At 69.4% G+C, this 19,528-nt stretch carries 15 protein-coding genes; 6 read left to right on the forward strand and 9 right to left on the reverse strand.

Annotated features, from left to right (window positions below; all coding sequences use genetic code 11):
- Positions 1-70: 70 nt before the first annotated feature.
- The 4 genes from ACJMKX_RS12165 to ACJMKX_RS12180 all read right to left on the reverse strand — a co-directional run bounded on the left by ACJMKX_RS12165 (position 71) and on the right by ACJMKX_RS12180 (position 5,555).
- Entirely contained in the window at positions 71-2,539 is a 2,469-nt protein-coding gene (locus ACJMKX_RS12165) for a DNA topoisomerase I (RefSeq protein ID WP_405225588.1), read from the reverse strand.
- Positions 2,540-2,661: 122 nt separating this feature from the next.
- Positions 2,662-3,138, reverse strand: coding sequence for a DUF494 family protein (locus tag ACJMKX_RS12170; protein WP_405225591.1), 477 nt, complete (start codon positions 3,136-3,138; stop codon positions 2,662-2,664).
- On the reverse strand, positions 3,135-4,274 hold the full coding sequence (dprA, locus tag ACJMKX_RS12175; RefSeq protein ID WP_405225594.1) for a DNA-processing protein DprA: 1,140 nt from the start codon (positions 4,272-4,274) through the stop codon (positions 3,135-3,137). Before dprA ends, ACJMKX_RS12170 begins: the two co-directional genes overlap by 4 nt.
- A gap of 78 nt (positions 4,275-4,352) precedes the next feature.
- The gene (locus tag ACJMKX_RS12180; protein WP_405225597.1) at positions 4,353-5,555 is read right to left on the reverse strand and encodes a LysM peptidoglycan-binding domain-containing protein; all 1,203 of its coding nucleotides are present in this window, start codon (positions 5,553-5,555) and stop codon (positions 4,353-4,355) included.
- Positions 5,556-5,809: 254 nt separating this feature from the next.
- On the opposite strand from ACJMKX_RS12180, the gene def reads away from it, so the two are divergent.
- From def to ACJMKX_RS12210, 6 genes are read left to right on the forward strand one after another with little or no spacing between them, the layout of a single operon-like run.
- Positions 5,810-6,346 (forward strand): peptide deformylase, encoded by a 537-nt coding sequence (def, locus tag ACJMKX_RS12185; RefSeq protein WP_405225599.1) that lies wholly within the window; start codon positions 5,810-5,812, stop codon positions 6,344-6,346.
- Positions 6,347-6,363: 17 nt separating this feature from the next.
- Positions 6,364-7,350, forward strand: a complete 987-nt coding sequence (gene fmt / locus ACJMKX_RS12190) for a methionyl-tRNA formyltransferase (RefSeq protein ID WP_405225602.1) — start codon at positions 6,364-6,366, stop codon at positions 7,348-7,350.
- Positions 7,343-8,677: a 16S rRNA (cytosine(967)-C(5))-methyltransferase RsmB gene (gene rsmB / locus ACJMKX_RS12195; RefSeq protein ID WP_405225605.1), complete on the forward strand. Its 1,335-nt coding sequence runs from the start codon at positions 7,343-7,345 to the stop codon at positions 8,675-8,677. Before fmt ends, rsmB begins: the two co-directional genes overlap by 8 nt.
- On the forward strand, positions 8,674-9,267 hold the full coding sequence (locus ACJMKX_RS12200) for a DUF4390 domain-containing protein (protein WP_405225608.1): 594 nt from the start codon (positions 8,674-8,676) through the stop codon (positions 9,265-9,267). The genes rsmB and ACJMKX_RS12200 overlap by 4 nt, the downstream gene beginning before the upstream one ends.
- On the forward strand, positions 9,249-11,489 hold the full coding sequence (locus ACJMKX_RS12205; RefSeq protein WP_405225611.1) for a sensor histidine kinase: 2,241 nt from the start codon (positions 9,249-9,251) through the stop codon (positions 11,487-11,489). Before ACJMKX_RS12200 ends, ACJMKX_RS12205 begins: the two co-directional genes overlap by 19 nt.
- Positions 11,486-12,859, forward strand: coding sequence for a sigma-54-dependent transcriptional regulator (locus ACJMKX_RS12210; protein WP_405225614.1), 1,374 nt, complete (start codon positions 11,486-11,488; stop codon positions 12,857-12,859). Before ACJMKX_RS12205 ends, ACJMKX_RS12210 begins: the two co-directional genes overlap by 4 nt.
- A 3-nt stretch (positions 12,860-12,862) precedes the next feature.
- On the opposite strand, the gene ACJMKX_RS12215 is transcribed toward ACJMKX_RS12210, so the two are convergent.
- From ACJMKX_RS12215 to ACJMKX_RS12235, 5 genes are all read right to left on the reverse strand, one after another.
- Complete coding sequence (locus ACJMKX_RS12215; protein ID WP_405225617.1) at positions 12,863-13,414, reverse strand: NADPH-dependent FMN reductase; 552 nt, start codon at positions 13,412-13,414, stop codon at positions 12,863-12,865.
- Positions 13,402-14,637 carry a CapA family protein gene (locus tag ACJMKX_RS12220; RefSeq protein WP_405225620.1) on the reverse strand — a complete coding sequence of 412 codons (1,236 nt, stop codon included), beginning with the start codon at positions 14,635-14,637 and terminating at the stop codon, positions 13,402-13,404. Before ACJMKX_RS12220 ends, ACJMKX_RS12215 begins: the two co-directional genes overlap by 13 nt.
- Positions 14,634-15,224, reverse strand: a complete 591-nt coding sequence (locus ACJMKX_RS12225) for an SPOR domain-containing protein (protein ID WP_405225622.1) — start codon at positions 15,222-15,224, stop codon at positions 14,634-14,636. The genes ACJMKX_RS12220 and ACJMKX_RS12225 overlap by 4 nt, the downstream gene beginning before the upstream one ends.
- A 2-nt stretch (positions 15,225-15,226) precedes the next feature.
- A complete protein-coding gene (gene argS / locus ACJMKX_RS12230; protein ID WP_405225625.1) occupies positions 15,227-16,975 on the reverse strand; it encodes an arginine--tRNA ligase in 1,749 nt (582 codons plus the stop codon).
- 78 nt (positions 16,976-17,053) lie between these two features.
- Positions 17,054-19,300: a primosomal protein N' gene (locus tag ACJMKX_RS12235; protein WP_405225628.1), complete on the reverse strand. Its 2,247-nt coding sequence runs from the start codon at positions 19,298-19,300 to the stop codon at positions 17,054-17,056.
- Positions 19,301-19,528 lie beyond the last annotated feature (228 nt).

Here is a 19,528-nt window from a genome sequence, read left to right on the forward strand (position 1 = left end):
CTGCCTCATCGTCGCGGAGCGACGCATTGTACGGGATGGCCGCGCGCCATGGGTACGGGAGGCGGGCGTCTCAGTCGGCTGACTTCTTCTTCGCCGATTTCTTCTTCGCCGCCTTCTTTTTCGTCTTCTTCCGGCCCGAGGTCTTCTTGCGGGCGGTGCTCTTCTTCTTGGCCGCCTTCTTCGTGTCGGCGGCGGCCGTCGCCGTCTTCTTTTTCGCCTTCTTGCGGCCGCGGCCACGGGCCGGCGCCGCCGCCAGCAGTTCCTTGCATTCCTCCAGCGTCAGCGACGCCGGTTCCCGGTCCTTCGGCACCTTGGCATTCTTGTTCTTGTCCGTCACGTACGGGCCGTAGCGACCCTTGAGTACCTGGATGCCCTCGTCGGGGTAGTCCTGGATGATGCGCTCGGCATCCGCCTTCTTCTTCTCGCGGACGAGTTCCAGCGCGCGCTCCACGTTGATGGTGTAGGGGTCGTCGTCACCGCGGATGGAGACGAACTTGTTGCCGTAGCGCACGTACGGGCCGAAGCGCCCGATGCTGGCCGAGACCGGCTCGCCCTCCGGTGTTTCGCCCAGCTTGCGCGGCAGCTTGAACAGCTCCAGCGCCGCGTCCAGGTCCAGCTCGTTCATCTTCTGGCCCGGCCTGAGGCCGGCGAACTTCGGCTTCTCCTCGTCGTCCTTGGTGCCGATCTGGACGAACGGGCCGAAGCGGCCCATGCGCACGGTCACCGGCTTGCCGCTCTTGGGATCCGTGCCGAGCTCACGCGCCTGGGCCACCTGCTCACGGGTGACGTTCTGGTCCTTCTCCTCCACCAGCTCGTGGAAGGGCGTCCAGAATTCCTCCAGCAGCGGCACCCACTCCCGGTCGCCGCGGGAGATGGCGTCGAGGTCGTCCTCCATGCGCGCCGTGAAGTCGTAGTCCACGTACTGAGTGAAGTGCTCGGTGAGGAAGTGATTGACGATGCGGCCGATGTCCGTGGGCGCGAACTGGCGGCCCTCCATCTCCACGTACTCACGGTTCTTCAGCGTCGTGATGATGTTGGCGTAGGTCGAGGGCCGGCCGATGCCGAGCTCCTCCAGCGATTTCACGAGGCTCGCCTCCGTGTAGCGTGGCGGCGGCTCGGTGAAGTGCTGTTCGGGACGGATCTCCTCCAATTTCAAACGGTCGCCCTCGGCCAGGTCGGGCAGGCGCCGGTCGCTGTCGTCGGGACCGGCGTCGTCGCGGCCTTCCTGGTAGACGGCGATGAAGCCGGGCTTGACCAGCACCGAGCCCGTTGCGCGGAAGCGCCCGGTGGCCTCACCCTCCGGCTCGTTGGCGGGCACCATCTCGGCGCTCACCGTATCGAACACCGCGGGCACCATCTGGCTCGCCACCGTGCGCGTCCAGATCAGCCGGTAGAGCTTCAGCTGGTCGGCCTCCAGCTTGCCCTCCAGCTCGTCCGGCGTGCGGCTCACCGATGTGGGGCGGATGGCCTCGTGAGCCTCCTGGGCGTTCTTGGACTTGTTCTTGTACTGGCGCGGGCTGTCCGGCACGTTGTCCTTGCCGTAGCGCTCGGCGATCACGCTGCGGGTCTCGTCAACCGCCACCTGGGCCAGCGTGACCGAGTCGGTGCGCATGTAGGTGATCAGGCCGACGTTGCCGTCGGCGCTGCCGATGTCCACGCCCTCGTAGAGCCGCTGGGCGACGCGCATGGTGCGCTGGGTGTTGAAGCCGAGCTTGCGCGAGGCCTCCTGCTGCAGCGTCGAGGTGGTGAACGGCGCGGCCGGGTTACGGCGCCGCTGCTTGCGCTCCACCTTGACCGTGCGCAGCACGCCGTCGGCGGCCTGACGCAGCGCGGCGTCCACGGCCATGGCCGTGTCCTCGTCGCCGAAGCTGAACTGCTCCACCTTCTCGCCCTTGTAGACCACCAGCCGCGCGGGGAAGGCCTGGCCTTCCTTGCTGACGTCGGCCTCGATGGTCCAGTATTCCCGTGACACGAAGCGCTCGCGTTCCTCCTCGCGCTCGACGATGAGTCTGAGCGCCGGGCTCTGCACCCGGCCGGCGGAGAGGTTCGGCTGTACCTTCTTCCACAGCAGCGGAGACAGGTTGAAACCCACCAGGTAGTCCAGTGCGCGCCGTGCCTGCTGCGCGTTCACCAGCTCGCTGGAGAGGCCGCGGGGATGCTGGATGGCGTCCTGGATGGCCTGCTTCGTGATCTCGTAGAAGACGACGCGATGGACCTCCTTGTTGTCCAGGGCGCCCTTGTCCTTCAGCAGCTCGTACAGGTGCCAGGCGATCGCCTCGCCCTCACGGTCCGGGTCCGTCGCGAGTATCAGGGAGTCCGCCTTCTTCAGCGCACGGACGATGGCGTTGACGTGCTTCTCGTTGCGCTCGATCACCCGGTACTTCATCTCGAAGCCGTGTTCCGGATCCACGGCACCTTCCTTTGGCACGAGGTCGCGGACGTGCCCGTAGGAGGCCAGGACGTCGTAGTCCTTGCCCAGGTACTTTTCGATGGTCTTCGCCTTGGCCGGCGATTCCACGATGACGAGGTTCTTGCTCATCCGTTCCCGTGCGTCCCTTGTCGCCGGGCGCGTTCCTGTCGCCCGGCCAGAAATGAAAAACCGCGGACTCTGCCGCGGCGTGCTGTCTGACGCGGCCAGTCTGCCGCCTCAGATTCCCCCGATCAATGGATCGTCCCCGACTCCTCGTCGAAGACCAGATCTTCCATGCGCGCGTAGGCGAGTTCCTGGCCGGGCTGGCTGAACAGCACCATCAGCACCACCCACTTGATCTGCTCCACGTCGATGTCGGCGGACTCCAGCGCGAGCAGGCGGTCGATCACCAGTTCGCGCTGGGGCGGCGAGAGAATGCCCACCTGCTCCAGATACACGAGGTAACCGCGGCAGGCCGCATCCAGGCGGGAGAGCTCGACCCCGTTGAAGATGCGGGTGCCATTCTCCGTCTGCGGGTTCGGGGACAGGAGGTCGTTGTTCGTTCCGAGACCGTCCAGCCAGTCGAGGGCGTGCTCGATTTCGGCGTCGTGGAAGCCGGCCCGGGCGAGTTCCTCGCGGAGTTCATTCTGATCCGCTTCGGGTTCTTCCTCCGTATCGATGTAGGTCTCGAACAGGTACATCAATACGTCGAGGACGTTCTCTTTCATTCGGGTAGGCGCTCCTGTCTGACCCTCGAGAACTTCCCGCCAGGCAGCGATTCGACTTCGCCCTCGAGTTCCAGGATCAGGAGCATGGAGGAAAGCTGATCGATCGTCAATCCGGACCGTTCGATCAACGTATCCATGTCCGCGGGTTCCCACGCGAGGGCCTCCAGCAGTTTGTCGTAATCCCCGTCGCGTCCCGCTCCGGCAGCGCCGGCGGCCGCGGAATCGGTGTCCGACGGCGGCTCCCCGAGGCGTGTGCCGAGCGCGCCCGCGAGCGGTGCGAGCTCGGCGAAGATGTCGTCCGCGGACTCCACCAGGCGGGCGCCGTCGCGGATCAGTCGGTGACAGCCGCGGGCGAGCGCGTTGTGTATGGAGCCCGGTATGGCGAAGACCTCGCGCCCCTGCTCGGCGGCCAGGCGGGCGGTGATGAGCGAGCCGCTGCGCTGCGCCGCCTCCACCACGAGCGTGCCCAGGCTCATGCCGCTGATGATCCGGTTGCGTCGCGGGAAGTGCCACGCCTCAGGCGGCGAGCCCAGCGGGAACTCGCTCACCAGGGCGCCCCGTTCCGCGATGCGGTGGGCGAGGTGGCGGTTTGCGGCGGGATAAACGCGGTCGATGCCCGTGCCCAGCACGGCGATGGTGCTGCCGCCCGCCGACAGGGCGCCTTCGTGGGCGGAGGCGTCGATGCCGGTTGCAAGTCCACTGGTGATGGTGAGACCGCTGGCGGCGAGATGGGCGGCGAACTCGAAGGCGGTGCGCTCGCCGCCGCGGGTAGGGTTGCGGCTGCCGACCACGGCGAGCTGGGGCATGGACAGGAGTCCGGGCTCGCCGTTGACGTACAGAACGAGCGGCGCGCCGGCGGCCTCCGCGAGCAGTGCGGGATAGTCCGCCGAATGCCGGCTGACGAGATGATGTCCCGGCTCGGCGAGCCAGCCGGCAATGTGCGCCATCCGCTCCGCCGGAGGCGCGAGCAGCGCCTCGACTGTATCCGCGTCGAGACCGCGGGAGGCGAGCGCGCCGCGTCCCGCCCCCGCCACCCGGGCGGCCGAGCCGAAGCTCTCGACCAGCGCGGCAGCCTCGGCCGCGCCCAGCCCCGGGGCCTCGGCGAGACGTACCCAGGCTTCTGTCTCTTCGTCCATGTCCGGCTCCGCTGTGCCGGCACGCCGAAAAGAAACGGCCGGCGCCCTCGCGGACGCCGGCCGTTGCGTTGTCTGGCGTCAGGAGGGGTTACGTACTATATCGTGCACGCGCATCTCGCTCTCCGCCGTCATGACGAGGGCGTAAGCGATGCGGTCGTACACCTTGAACACCATCACGGTGCCCGCCGGCTCGTCCGGCAGCTTCACCTTCTCGCCGCCGAGCAGGCCGAAGCCGCCCGTCTTCGCGTAGCGGTCACGCACCGTCTCGCCGGCCGTCAGGACGCTGAGCACGTCGCCGGGGGCCAGGCCGTTACGGGCGCCGCGGTTGATCACGATGACCTGGTACTGCCCGATCAGCGAGATACCATCTACTACCGAAATGATGCGGCCGTCTATGTCCGTTTCCGGCGGCTTCGGGAAGAAATTCAGCGGGATCTCGATCTCCTGGCGCATCAGCCGGTCGCCGGCCAGCGCCTCCCGGCTGGTTTTCAGGAGATGCACGGTAGAGGGATCGCCGGTGCGGTCCACCTGCCCCTGGCCCACGTAGATGGCCTGGTAGCCGACCACCTTGTCGTCGTCGGGATCCACCAGCGGCTCGTCGACGTGCAGCACGCTGTAGCGCGAGCCCACGCCCTCGATGTCGCCCCGCACGTAGACGTCGTTCCCGGCACCGGCGATCAGGTGCTGGCCGCGGCTGGTCAGGATGTAGGGCAGCGCATCGGCCTGTTCTTTCTCGAGTACCGCGCCGCGGGTGAGGAAGGCCGCGATCTGCTCGTAGGGGATGGTGGTGATGGCCTGATCCAGCGGCGTGGCGCGGATCTGCGGGCTCAGCCGCTCGGCCTGGATGCCCCGTTCCAGCATGATGCGGGGACGGCCGTCGATGTAGACCAGCGACAGCACGTCGCCGGGATAGATGAGGTGCGGGTTCTCGACCTGCGGATTCACCTGCCAGATCTCCGGCCAGAACCAGGGGTCGCGCAGGAACATCTCGGAGATGTCCCACAGGGTGTCACCCTTCTTCACCACGTAGCGTTCGGGCGCGTTCGGCGCCAGCGGCACTTCCTGCGGCGGCGGCGGCGCGGGTTCGGCCCGCCGTTCGGCCACCTCTGCGTCCGCGCTGCGGCGCGGCTCCAGCGAGACGGGCCCGGAAGACTCCGCACTCGCCGCCGGGGTCACCGGGTCGGGCGGCGCGTCGGCGTCGTCGGCGAAGGGGTTCAGGCTGCAACCGGCTGTTGTCGCAAGAGTCGATGCAACAAAAAGCACTCCGCACAGTCTCACCATGGACTGGGTATTCCGCTCTGCAAGGGGCATGGTTGGGCTTGCTCCATCCTGTGGGAATCGGGGCTGCCGGCTGTCACGGCGCTGGTATACTATGGCGTTCCGACGCGCGACCAACTGCCAAGTGCGTCACAGAATCGCCCCGGGCCGCCGTGCCCGCCTGACATAACGTCTTGATTGTCCGTTATGTATCCCAATAAAGTCAAAACACTAGATGGTTTTTGTGGCAGTTCACGCGAGATATTGAGAAGGCACCGATGGCTATCCTGAACATACTCGAATTCCCCGATCCGCGCCTGCGCACGAAGGCGCAGCCCGTCGAATACGTGGACGACGAACTCAGGCAGCTGATCGACGACATGTTCGAGACCATGTATGCGGCGCCCGGCATCGGCCTGGCGGCGACCCAGGTGGACGTGCACAAGCGCCTGCTGGTGGCCGACGTCTCCGCAGAGAAGGATCAGCCCCACGTCTTCATCAACCCCGAGATCCTGGAGAAGGACGGCGTCGAGATGACCGAGGAGGGCTGCCTGTCGGTGCCCGGTTTCTACGAGCCGGTGGAGCGGGCCGAGCGCATCCGCGTGCGCGCGCTGAACCGTGACGGGGAGAGCTTCGAGATGGAGGCGGAGGGATTGCTCGCCGTCTGCATCCAGCACGAGATGGACCATCTGGAAGGCAAGCTGTTCGTGGACTACCTGTCGGAGATGAAGCGTCAGCGCATCCGCAAGCGGTTGCTGAAAGGGCGTCGCAACGCCGCGCAGCCTGCCGGGGAGCGGGCTGCCAGCCCCGTCTGAGCACCGGGCCTTCTCCCGTGACCGGTGAGGGCGTTGCGGGAGAGGCGGCCAGTGCGCCCCGCCTGATCTTCGCCGGCACCCCCGAATTCGCCCTGGCCTCGCTGCAGGCGCTCTGCGGCGCCGGCCACCGCCCCGTGGCGGTGCTGACCCAGCCGGACCGCCCGGCGGGCCGGGGCCGCCGCCTCACCGCAAGTCCCGTCAAGTCCTGGGCCGTCGAGGAAGGGCTGACCGTGCTGCAGCCCGTCACGCTGAAGGACGCCGCGACCGTCGCCGAGCTCGCGGCCCTGGAGCCGGACGCGCTGATCGTGGCCGCCTACGGGCTCCTTCTGCCGCCCGACGTGCTCGAACTTCCGCCGTCCGGCTGCATCAACGTGCATGCCTCCCTGCTGCCCCGCTGGCGCGGCGCGTCGCCGATCCAGGCGGCGGTACTGGCCGGCGACCCGGTCTCCGGCATCAGCCTGATGCGCATGGAGGCCGGCCTCGACACCGGTCCGGTGTACGCCCGGGCCGAGACGCCCGTGGGCCCCCGGGAGACCGGGGGCGAGCTGCACGACCGTCTGGCCGCGCTCGGTGCCGGACTGCTGGCCGAGCGGCTGCCGGACATCCTCGCGGGCCGGCTGCAGGCCGAGCCCCAGGATGACACGGCGGCAACGTACGCGCCGCGCATCCGCCGGGAGGACGCGCTCATCGACTGGTCCTGGCCGGCGGCACGCATCGACCGCGCCGTGCGGGCCTATGATCCCTGGCCGGTGTGCCATACCCGGCTGGAGGGCGAATTGCTGCGCTGCTGGCGGGCCGAGCCGTTACCCGCCGGGGACCCGGCGCCGGCCGCGCCCGGTGTCGTCCTCGCTGCCGGCGCCGACGGCATCGACGTGGCCACAGGCGAGGGCGTGCTGCGCTTGCTGGAAGTCCAGCTTGCGGGCCGCCGCCGCATCGCCGCCCGGGATTTCGCGAACCAGCGCCTTGCCAGCCGGCGCGGGCTCGCCGGCCTGAGACTTGGCTAGCCGCGCCAGCCCCAGGGCGGCCGCGGCGAGGGCGCTCGCCGCCGTCGCGGATCGAGGCTGCTCCCTGGATGATGCGCTGTCCGTGGAGATTGCCGCCTGTCGCGAGGGCGACCGTGCGCTGGCGGCGGAGATGGCCTACGGTGCCGTCCGCTGGCACTTCACGCTGCGCGCGCTCACCGGGCGCCTGCTGGAGCGGGCGTTGCCGCAGCGGGAGCGTCCGGTCGCCGCGCTGATTGAGGTCGGCCTTTATCAGCTCTGGCGCATGCGGGTGCCGGACCACGCGGCGGTGGGCGAGACGGTGGCCGCCTGCCGCGAGCTGGGCCGGCCGCGAATGCGCGGACTGGTCAACGCGGTGCTGCGCCGTTTCCAGCGCGAGCAGGACAGCCTGCTCGAGGCCGTCATGGCAGACCCCGAGGCAGACCCCGAGGCAGCCTGGTCCCACCCCCGCTGGCTGCTGGACGCGCTGGCCGCCGACTGGCCCGACAAGTGGGAAGCGATAGCGCGGGCGAACAACGAGAGGGCGCCGATGTGGGTGCGGGTCAATCTGCATCGCACCGACGCTGCCGGCTGGTGCCACCGGCTGCCGGACGGCGTGGAGGCCGCGCCGCTGCCGGGCGTGCCGTCGGCGCTGCGGCTGTCGCGGCCACTCCCGGTCGAGGAGCTGCCGGGCTTTGCCGACGGCGAGGTCGGCGTGCAGGACGGCGCAGCCCAGCTCGCCGCGCCGTTGCTGGGCGCCGCTCCCGGCATGCGCGTTCTGGACGCCTGTGCCGCCCCCGGCGGCAAGACATTGCATATCCTGGAGAGCGTGGGCGGGGACGCAGCGGTCACGGCCCTCGACGCGGACGCCGGCCGGCTGGAGCGGGTGCGCGAAGCGCTGGCACGGGGCGGCTACCGCGCCGGGCTCCTCTGCGGCGATGCCGCGGAACCGGCCGCGTGGTGGGACGGCGAGCCCTACGACCGGATACTCGTCGACGCACCCTGCAGCGCCACCGGCGTCATCCGACGCCATCCGGACATCAAATTGTTGCGCCGCCCCGCCGACGTCGAGCGGCTGGCGGCGCGCCAGCTGGCCATGCTCCGCGCCCTCTGGCCGCTGCTGGCGCCCGGCGGCCGGCTGGTCTACGCGACCTGCTCCGTGCTGCGCGCCGAGAACTCGGAGGCGGTCGCCGCGTTCGCCGTCGCGGAACCCGGCGCGGGCGTCGGAAAACCGTTGCCCGATGACAACATACGCGATCTAATGCAAGCTGACGGGGCCGGATTTCAGCTGTTTCCGGGACGAAACGGTCTGGATGGATTCTTTTACTGTTGTATCGAAAAGCCGACATGAGCCTGCCGAGCGCACCAGCGGAAGGGACTGCGGGCCGTCTCTGGGCGCTGCTCGTCCTCCTCGCGTGCCTGGCCTGGCAGCCGGCATCCGGGCAGGAAGGCGGCACGGTCGCCGTGCGTTCGGCGGATTCGAACCTGGTGGACGGCGTCTACCGGGTGGGCGCCCGCCTCCAGTACGTCCTGTCCGACGAGGCGCTGGACGCGCTGGACAGCGGCGTCCCGATCAACGTGGAGCTGCAGTTCCAGGTGATCCAGAAACGGCGTTTCTGGCTGGACGACGTCACTGCGGAGCTGGCGGTGAATTACCAGCTGCTCTACAACGCGCTCAGCCGCCGCTACGTTGTCCGTAATCTGAACACCGGCGAGCAGGACTCCTATGCCACGCTGTATTCGGCGCTGAACAACCTGGGGCGCATCACGTCGCTGCCCGTGATCGACGCGGCCCTGCTCCGCGACGACAGGGACTATCGCATCCGGATGCGGGCCGTGGTGGACGTCAAGGACTATCCCGCCGCGCTGCGGCTGATCGTGTTCTGGCGGGAAGACTGGCGGATCACCAGCGACTGGTACGAATGGCAGCTCGAACGCTGAGGAGATTCCTCTTCACCCTGCTGGCGGGCGTCGGTCTGCTGCTGGCGCTCACTGCCCTGCTGTTGCTTACCCAGACCTCCCAGAGCTCGGAGCAGTTCGATCGGCTCTCCGGCATCACCCTGCTGGTGAACGCAGTGGGCGTCGTCATTCTGATCGTGCTGTTGATCGGCAACCTGGCGCGCCTGGTGCAGGACCTGCGACATCACGTGCCGGGCGCCAAACTGAAGGGCCGCATGGTGGCGATGTTCATCGGCCTGGCCGTCCTGCCACTGCTGCTGGTCTACTACTTCTCCGCCCAGTTCCTGAACCGAGGCATCGACAGCTGGTTCACCGAGGACGTGGAGCAGGGGCTGGAGGACGCGCTGGATCTCTCCCGTGCCGCCCTCAGCATACAGATGCGCACGAATCTCGATCTCACCCTGCGCTATGCGGAGCGGGCGGAGCTCGTGAGCGAGGCCGCACTGGTCAGCGAGCTCGCCCGCATGCGCCGGGACACCGGCGCGCTGGAGGTGACGATGTTCGGCCCCAACAGCCGCATCGTCGCCACCAGCTTCGACCGCTCCCGCCTCGCCGTGCCCGCGCCGCCGTCCGACGAGATGCTGCTGCAGATCAGTCAGGACCGGCCTTACGTGAGTCTCGATCCGCTGGAGGAAGGCGGCTACCAGATCCGCACCGCGGCGCCGGTGACCGGCGATGCCCGCACCGGCGAGCGCTACGTGCTGCAGGCCCTCTACCCGGTGACCCAGCGGCTGTCCGCCATGGCCGACAACGTCGGCGATTCGTACACCGACTACAAGCGCCAGCTCTACCTGCGCGAACCCCTGAAGCGCACACTGACCCTGACCCTGACGGTGGTGCTGCTGGTCTCCCTGCTCGCCTCGATCTACGGCGCCTTCTTCTTCTCCCGCCGCCTGGTGGCGCCCATCCAGCAGCTGGTGGCCGGCACCCGGGCCGTGGCGGCCGGAGACTTCGACACCCAGCTGCCGACCCCGTCCCGGGACGAGATCGGCTTTCTCGTCAATTCCTTCAACGACATGACCCGGAGGCTGGCCGCGGCCCGGGAGACGGCCCGCGACAGTCAGGCCCAGGTGGAGGCCGAGCGCGCCAACCTCGAGGTCATCCTGGCGCGGCTGTCCACCGGCGTGGTGTCGCTGGAGCCGGACCTGCGCATCCGCACGGCCAACCAGGCCGCCGGCGCGATCCTGGGCGTGGATCTCGAGAGCCGCATCGGCGAACTGCTGTCGGAGGTGGCCGAAGGGCGCCCGCTGCTGGAGCAGTTCGTGGACGTGGCCCGGGTGCATCTCGCCGCCGCAGAGACCGAGTGGCGCGAGCAGATCGTGCTGCGCGGCGAAGTCGGCCGACGCGTCCTCACCTGTGCCTGCACGGCGCTGCCGGCCGAGGACGGCCACACTGCCGGTTTCGTCGTCGTGTTCGACGACATCACGGCGTTGCTGCAGGCCCAGCGCGACGCGGCCTGGGGCGAGGTGGCGCGTCGCCTCGCCCACGAGATCAAGAATCCGCTGACCCCCATCCAGCTTTCCGCCGAGCGGCTGCGGCAGAAGTACCTCAGGGAGATGCCGCCGGGCGAGGCGCAGATACTCGACCGCGCGACCCACACGATCGTGCAGCAGGTGGAGGCGATGAAGGAGATGGTGAACGCCTTCTCCGAGTATGCCCGCGCGCCGGACATGGACATGACCCGGTTCGACCTCAACCAGCTGGTGCGCGAGGTGATCGATCTCTACCGCGCCCAGGACAGGGCCGTGGACATCACGCTGGACCTCGACACCGGGCTGCCCCTCATCGATGCGGATGCGGGTCGGGTGCGCCAGATCCTGCACAATCTCGCCCGCAACGCCGTCGAGGCACTGGAAGGGCAGGAAAACGGCAGAATCGATATCATTACCCGCGCGGAGGAGGATAATGGGGCGAAGCTGGCCACCATCACGGTCGAGGATAACGGTCCGGGATTCCAGGCGGGGCCGGTGGAACAGGTCTTCGATCCCTACGTCACGTCCAAACCGAAAGGCACGGGTCTCGGACTCGCCATCGTGAAGAAACTGGTGGAGGAACACGCAGGCAGCATCCGGGCGGAAAACCGCCACCGCGGCGGGGCGAGGATACGCATCTCGCTGCCGGCCGACGAGGCGAGTCGGGAGCTGATGCTGTCGTCCATGCCGCGGCGGGGCGAGCGGGGTGACAAACGGAGAGAGAGGGCATGAGTGGCGAACACATACTCGTCGTCGACGACGAGTCGGACATCCGGACACTGATCCGGGAGATCCTCTCGGACGAAGGTTACGAGGTCACCGCGGCCGCAGACGCCGCCGAGGCGCGAGAGGCGCGCAAGGCGGGCCACCATGACCTGGTGTTGCTGGATGTCTGGATGCCGGACACCGACGGCATCACCCTGCTGAAGGAGTGGACCCAGCAGCCCGACACCCGGCAGTGCCCGGTGGTGATCATGTCCGGGCACGGTACGGTGGACACGGCCGTGGAGGCTACCCGGCTCGGCGCGTTCGATTACATCGAGAAGCCGCTGTCGCTGTCGAAGCTGCTGCACACCGTGGAGCGCGCGCTGGAGTCCGGCAGGAAGAGCGAGCCGCAGCAGATGCGCCGGCTGCTCTCGCCGCTGGCGCCGGTGGGAAAGAGCGAAGCGATGCGAGGTCTGCGCGAACAGGCCCGCAAGCTCGCCGCGCACGATGCGCCGATGCTGCTGATCGGCGAGTCCGGTTCCGGCCGGGAGGCGTTTGCCCGCTACGTCCACTCCGTCGGTCCCCGCGCCGCCGCCGAGTACGTGAGCGTGCCCGGCGGCTCGCTGACCGACGACAACGCCGAGGTGCGGCTCTACGGCAGCGAGGAGAATGGCGAGGTCCGCGAGGGACTGCTGGACCGTGCGGCGGGCGGCATCCTGTTCGTGAACGAACTCGGTGATGCCAGCCCCGCTGCACAGACCCTGCTGGCGAGCGCGCTGGAGCAGGGCAGCTACCTGCGCAGGGGCGGTCAGACGACGGTGCCGGTGACCGCCCGCATCATGGCGTCGCTGCCGCAGGACTACGAGCGGCTGCTGGACCGCGGTACGCTGCGCCGCGACCTGCTGACCCACGTGAACGTGCTCACCCTGCGGGTGCCGCCGCTGCGCGAGTACGCCGAGGACGTGCCGGAGCTGTTGCGCTACTACGCGGAGAAGCTGGTCGACGCGGAGGGCCTGCCGTTCCGGCGCTTCGGCGTCGCGGCACAGAATCGGCTGCGCAACTATCCGTGGCCGGACAACGTGCGTGAGCTCAAGAATCTCGTGCACCGGGTGCTCATCAGCGGCGGCGACGAGGAAGTGTCGCTGTCCGAGATCGAGAGCGAGCTGAAGGCCGAGGCGCCAGACGACGAGCCGCTGGTGAAGCAGGACCTGCTGGCGCTGCCGTTGCGTGAGGCGCGGGAGGCCTTCGAGCGCGCCTATCTCACCCAGCAGCTGATCCTGTGCAACGGCAAGGTGGGCAAGCTCGCCCAGCGCGTCGGCATGGAGCGCACCCATCTCTATCGCAAGCTGCGCGCGCTGGGGGTGGACTTCCGCCAGGCCGGCGGCGGCGACGACTGAGCGTCAGGGTCCTTCCGCGAATTCCACGAATCCCTGCATGAATTCCCGCAGGCGCTCGCGGGTCTTCTCGTCCTCGAGCCGGCCGTCTTCGATCAGGTCGTGAATCCGTGACACCATGATGCGCGGCCCCGGCCAGATCTGCATGCCGAGTGTTCGCAGCACCGGCAGCCAGGCGGCCTGGCCCAGCACCGTGCCGAAACCGCCTGGCGAGGCGCCGATGAGCGCCACCGGACGGCCGCCGAAGATGCGGCCGATCTCCTGCGGCGGACGCGACAGCCAGTCCAGGGCGTTCTTGGCCACCCCGGGTATGGAGTTGTTGTACTCGGGACTCGCGATGACGAGGCCGTCCGAGTCCGCGATGCGCTCCTGCAGCCGGGTGACCGCTTCCGGTATGCCCTCCTCCGCCTCCCGGTCGGCGTCGTAGAGCGGGATGTCCGCGATGGACTGCACGTCCAGGCTGCTGCCCGCGGGACCGAGTTCCGCGGCCGCTTCCAGCAGCGTCCGGTTGAACGAATCGCGCCGCAGGCTGCCGGCGAATCCTGTCAGTCTTGCCATGCTCTCTCCTCCTGGCCGTCCTCGTCGACGACGGGCGGCGGTTCGGCGGGATGGACTTTCGGCGCCGGCCGTGCGACCGGCAGCAGGCGTCCGTCCGTCTCGAAGCGCACGCCCGGATTGCCGAAGTCCTGCCGCGACAGGCGCGCCATCAGTGCCAGCGCCTCACCCGCCGGATCGATGGTGGGGCCCGACGGCCGGATCTGGCGCGTGGACACCACGCTGCCCTCGACGAACTCGCCGTTGCCGTCCAGGGTGGTCAAGAGTATCGGTGCGACGCCCTTCAGGCCGGCGACGCTGATGCCGTAGTAGGTGGCGAAGTTGCCGAGGCTGTAGGCGATGATGCGTCCCCGGTAGCGCTCCAGCGCGCGCACGACGTGCGGGCCGTGGCCGAAGACGAGGTCGGCGCCTGCATCCACCATCGCCCGCCCGAAGGCCACAACGTCGCCGCGGGGCTCGCCGTAGTATTCCTCTTCCGCGAACGGCAGGCGCAGCGCGTCGATACCCTCGGCACCGCCGTGAAAGGACACGATGACGACGTCGTGCCCGGCAGCGAGGTCGGCCACCATGGCCGTTGCCGTCTCCTCGTTCAGCATGGGATTCGCGCCGCGGGTGCCGGAGAAGGCGACGAAGCCCACCCGGATGCCGCCCACGTCCATGCTGGCGGTGCTGCCCTCCCGGCCGGAGTGGCGGATGCCCGCCGCATCCAGCGCGGCCATGCTCGCGTCCCGGCCTTCCTCGCCGAAGTCCCGGGTGTGGTTGTTGGCGAGGCTGAGTGCATCGAAGCCCGCGTCCCGGTACACGCCGGCGTAGCGGGTGGGGGAGCGGAACAGCCAGCAGGCCGACGGGTTCTTGCACTGCTTGGCGGGCTCGCCGCCGTCGAGCAGCACGCCCTCCAGGTTGCCGATGGCGAGGTCGGCCTGCCGGAGCACCGCCGCCACGCCGTCGAAAAAGCCGAGGGCGTCGTCGTCGGGCAGCCGGTTGTCGGGATAGTCGGTGCCGATCATCATGTCGCCGACGGTTGCCACCGTGATGCGCAGCGCCGAGAGATCGGGTTCGGCTGGTGGCTCGGGCGGCGTCGGCACGGCGGGTGCGGCCGGCGCGTCGGCAGGCGATGGCGCTTCGGCCGGGGCGCCGGATTGCGGTGCCGTCGCACAGCCGGCCAGGGAGGCGCACGACAGCGCCGCAACCAGCAGCGAACTGAAGATAGCCGGGCGGGCCTTCATTGCTGCGGTACGCGGATCATGAGCACCTCGATCTTCGCCTCGCGCAACCGGCGGCGCAGGTCGTCGAGCTCGTCCATGTCGGAGACCGGGCCGATGCGCACCCGGTGATAGGTGCGATCGTCGATGGCGACGCGCTGGATGCGCGAGGGGATGCCCTGCAGCGCGAGCCGCGCCTTCATGCGGTCGGCGTCCTCGAAGGCACTGAACGAGCCGGCCTGGAGAACGTAGGTGCCGGGCTCGGTGGGGAGATCCGGCCGGTTGTCCGGACGGGCGTGGGGCTCCTCTTCGGGCACCACCACCTCGAAGCGCGGCAGCATCTCGTAGAAATCGAAACGGGACTCGCTGGCCGCCGGCGTCTCCACCCGCTTCGGTTCCGGCCGCGGCGCCTGCTCTTCCTCCCTGAGGCTTGCGGCCTCCCGCGGCCGTGGTTCGCCCGCAGGCTCGTCCCGGTCGCTCATCCAGACTGCGGCCGCCACCGAGAGGCCGATGGCCAGGCCGAACAGCATCCACAGCCAGCCGGGCGCCTGCCGGCTGCGGCTGCTGCTGCGGGAGCTGCGGCGCTTCGTCTTCCGGCGTCGCTGTGCCATGGCTACATCGATTCGGGGGCGGAGACGCCCAGCAGAGCGAGACCGTTGGCGATGACCTGCCGCGCGGCGAGCACCAGCGTGAGCCGCGCGTTCCGCAGCGCCTCGTCGTCGACGATGAAGGTATGGGCGTTGTAATAAGTGTGGAACTCGTTGGCCAGGTCCCGCAGGTAGAACACCAGCGTCTGCGGCGCGCGCTTGTCCGCGGCCGCCTCGATCACCTCGGGAAAACGGGTGAGTGTGGCGATGAGCGCGCTCTCCTGCTCCTCGGTAAGCTGATCCAGAGAGGCGAGCCCCTGCTCGCGGTCCCAGGCGAGTCCCTTGTCTTCCAGCTGGCGCATGACGCTCGCCACGCGGGCGTGCGCGTACTGGATGTAGTAGACCGGATTCTCGTTGGAGCGCGATTTCGCCAGCTCCAGGTCGAAGTCCAGGTGCTGGTCGTTGGAGCGCATGACGTAGAACAGGCGCGCGGCATCGTTGCCCACCTCCTCGCGCAGCTCGCGCAGCGTTACGAACTCGCCGGAGCGGGTGGACATCTGCATCTTCTCGCCGCCCCGGTAGAGCGTGACGAACTGCACCAGGCGCACCTCCAGCGAGTCGCCGGGCTCGCCCATCGCCTCCAGGCCGGCACGCACCCGCGCGATGTAGCCGTGGTGGTCGGCGCCGAGCACGTCCAGCAGCAGGTCGTTGCCGCGCTGGCGCTTGCCGTAGTGGTAGGCGATGTCGCTCGCGAAATAGGTCTTCTTGCCGTTGTCGCGGACCACCACCCGGTCCTTTTCGTCGCCGTAGTCGGTGGCGCGGAACCAGACGGCGCCGTCGCGCTCGTAGAGCATGCCGCGATCGCGCAGCCGCTGGAGTGCCTCGTCGATGACACTTTGCTCGGTGAGGCTGGCCTCGGAGAACCAGGTGTCGAATTCCACGCCGAAGCCGGCGAGGTCGTCACGGATGTCGTCCAGGATGCTCGCGAGCGCATGCCGCCGGACGGTGTCGAAGCCCTCGTCGCCGAGCAGGGTCTGGGCGCGGGCGATCAGCCCATCGATGCGCGCCTCCTTGTCGCCGTCCGGCGCGTCTTCGGGGAGGTCGCGCAGCACCTCCGCGGCGCCCGCCATGTAGCGGTCGGCCGGCAGCTCCCGGGCGATGTCGATGATGTAGTCGCCGCGATAGCCAGCGGCCGGGAACGGCAGCGTCTCGCCGTGCAGGCCCAGATAGCGCAGCCAGACGCTGAGGGCGAGGATCTCCATCTGCCGGCCGGCGTCGTTCACGTAGTACTCGCGGTGCACCGGGTAGCCCGCAGCCTCCAGCAGGTTTGCCACCGTGGCGCCGTAGCTCGCGTGGCGGCCGTGGCCGACGTGCAGCGGGCCGGTGGGGTTGGCGGAGACGAATTCCACCATCACCCGGGGTGCGTCGCGCTTCTCCCGGCGACCGTAGCAGCGGGCCTCGGCGAGCACGCGGCCGATCTCGCGCCTGAGCGCCGTCCGGCTCAGGCGGAAGTTGATGAAGCCCGGGCCGGCCACGGAGACCTCCTCCACCAGCTCGGACTTGGGCAGGCCGGCGATGATGTCGGCGGCGAGTTCCCGGGGGTTGCGGCCCAGACTCTTGGCGAGCCGCAGCGCGACGTTGGTGGCGAAGTCGCCATGGCGCGGATCGCGGGCGCGCTCGACGTCTGCGCTCACGCTCGCGAGCTCCACCTCGTCGGCGATTTCCGGCCGCGAGGCGAGTGCCGCTTCGACCAGTCTGGCGATGGTTTCTTTCAAGTCCGGTCCCCGGGAATCAGGCGAGAGAGCAATGCGCAATACTACCCGTTCACAGTGCCGTCCCGCATCCGGCGGCGCTCAGAAAAGCTCGATGGGATCGACGTCCAGCGACCACCGCACGCGGCTCGCGCCGGGCGCCTGCTCGGCCTGCTCGCGCAGCCGGGCCAGCAGCCGGTGCAACGGTGCCCGTTCCGCGCTCTGCAGCAGCAGCTGGCAGCGATAGCGGCCGGCCCGGCGCGCCAGCGGCGCCGTCACCGGCCCCAGCAGGCGGACCTCTGCGCCGGCGACGGCCGCGAGCGCGGACTTCATCTCGCGCAGGAATGCCATCGCTGCCTCCGGCCGGGTGGCCGAGGCCCGCAGCAGCGCGATGCGAGAATAGGGCGGCCAACCGCTGTCCCTGCGTTCCGCCAGTGCGGCCCGCGCGAAGTCGGCATAACCCTGCCGTACGAGCCGCTGCAGCAGGGGGTGCTGCGGGAAGTCGGTCTGTATCAGTACCTCGCCCGGCCGGTCGGCGCGGCCGGCCCGGCCGGCCACCTGCAGCAGGGTCTGCGCCAGCCGCTCGGCGCTGCGGAAGTCGCTGCCGAACAGCCCCTGGTCGGCGTTCAGCACGCCCACGAGCGTCAGGCGCGGGAAATGGTGGCCCTTCGAGAGCATCTGGGTGCCTACCAGGATCTGCGCGCGGCCGCTGCGGGCATCGTCCAGCGCGCTCTCCATGCTGCCCTTGCGCTGGGTGCTGTCGCTGTCGATGCGGCTTACCCGGTAGCCCGCAAACCGGCTGTGCACCGCCTCTTCCACCCGCTCGGTGCCCCGCCCCAGCGCCGCTACCGTGCCGCCGCACGCCGGGCAGCTCGTGTCCACCGGTCGTTCGCTGCCGCAGTGGTGGCAGCGCAGGCGCTGGTCGCCCGCATGCAGCGTCATGCGCGCATCGCAGCGGCGGCAATCGGCGACGTGGCCGCAGTCGCGGCAGAGCAGCGTCGGCGCATAGCCGCGGCGGTTCAGATAGAGCAGCACCTGGCCCTCCTCGGCGAGGTGGCGCTCGATGGCGTCGATCAGCGGTGCCGACAGGCCGTCGATGGGTGGATGACGCCCCAGGTCCACCAGGCGCAGCGCCGGCGGCGCCGCTCCGCCGGCACGGCGCGGCAGCTCCACCCGCCGGTACAGGCCCCGCTCCACGTTGGCGAGAGAGTCCAGCGAGGGCGTCGCCGAACCGAGCACCACGGGCACGTCCTCGTGCCGCGCCCGCGCCACGGCCAGGTCCCGGGCCGAATAGCGGAACCCTTCCTGCTGCTTCAGGGACGGGTCGTGTTCCTCGTCGACGATGATCAGTCCCGGCCGCGCCAGCGGTGTGAATACCGCAGAGCGGGTGCCCACCACGACGCCGGCCGCGCCGGTGCGGGCATCGCGCCAGGCGGCCAGCCTGTCGGCATCGCCGAGGCCGCTGTGCAGAATCACCGGCCGTCGGCCCAGCCGCTCGGTGAAACGGTCCATCAGCTGGGGCGTCAGGCCGATCTCCGGCACCAGCACCAGCGCCTGGCGGCCGCGGGCCAGCGTGCGCTCGATCAGCGCCAGGTAGACCTCCGTCTTGCCGCTGCCGGTGACGCCGTCGACCAGCGTGGCCGAGTAACCGTCCGCCGCCGTTGCCGCCGCTACCGCCGCCAGCTGATCTTCGTTCAGGTCGACGGCGTTTGCCGACGCCGCGCGGGCCTGTCCGCTCTCGGCCGCTGCATCCACCCGCCGCTCGCTGCTCTCGATCAGGCCCTTGTTCTCCAGGGCCTTGCGCACGCGGCGCCAGGCCGGGCAGAGCCGGTCCAGCTCTGCGGCAGCGAGTCCGCCGGGCGGGGCCGTGGCCAGCGCCGCCAGCAGTTCCGCCTGCCGCGGTGCCCGCCGCGCTGCTGCGGCGGCGTCGGCCGCCGCTCCCGCCGCGGTCAGATGCCAGCGGGTCTCGGTGCGATGCAGGCTCCGGCCCTCGCGCAGCAGTGCCGGCAGCGACGCGGCCACGACCTCGCCCACCGGATGGTGGTAGTAGCCGGCGGCGAAGTCGATCAGCCAGGCCAGGCCGGCGTCCACCACCGGCTCCTCGTCCAGCACGGCGGCGACCCGGCGCAACCGGGAACGCGGCACCTCACTCTCCGCGGCCGTACCCCAGAGCAGCCCGATGCGATGGCGGCGGCCGAACGGCACCTTCAGCCGCACGCCGCGGTGCAGCGCTGCGGGGTCGACGCCGGCGGGCGGCAGGTAGTCGAACAGGCGGGACAATGGCGCCTTGATGGCGACTCTCAGGACCGCGGGGCCGGTCTCGGCGGGTTTCTGCTCGTTGCTTGACAAGTTGTGGATAAGTCTGTGGATGAAAGCCCGCCGGCCGGCCGGAAAGCGGCCCCGACGCCCGCCGGTGCGGATCTGGAGCGAGTGCTATCGGCCGACCGATCAGTCAATGAAATCAGACCCTTGAGCGGATCCGGCCGCGGTCAGGCCGACGCCGTCGGGTTGCCATGAAACTGCAATATCCCCTGTGCAAAGGAACAGCGTCCTGCTTGTCAACCGGAGCCCTGCCGG

It is taken from the genome of Lentisalinibacter sediminis, assembly GCF_040706615.1.
In the GTDB taxonomy this organism is placed as follows: domain Bacteria; phylum Pseudomonadota; class Gammaproteobacteria; order Steroidobacterales; family Woeseiaceae; genus Lentisalinibacter; species Lentisalinibacter sediminis.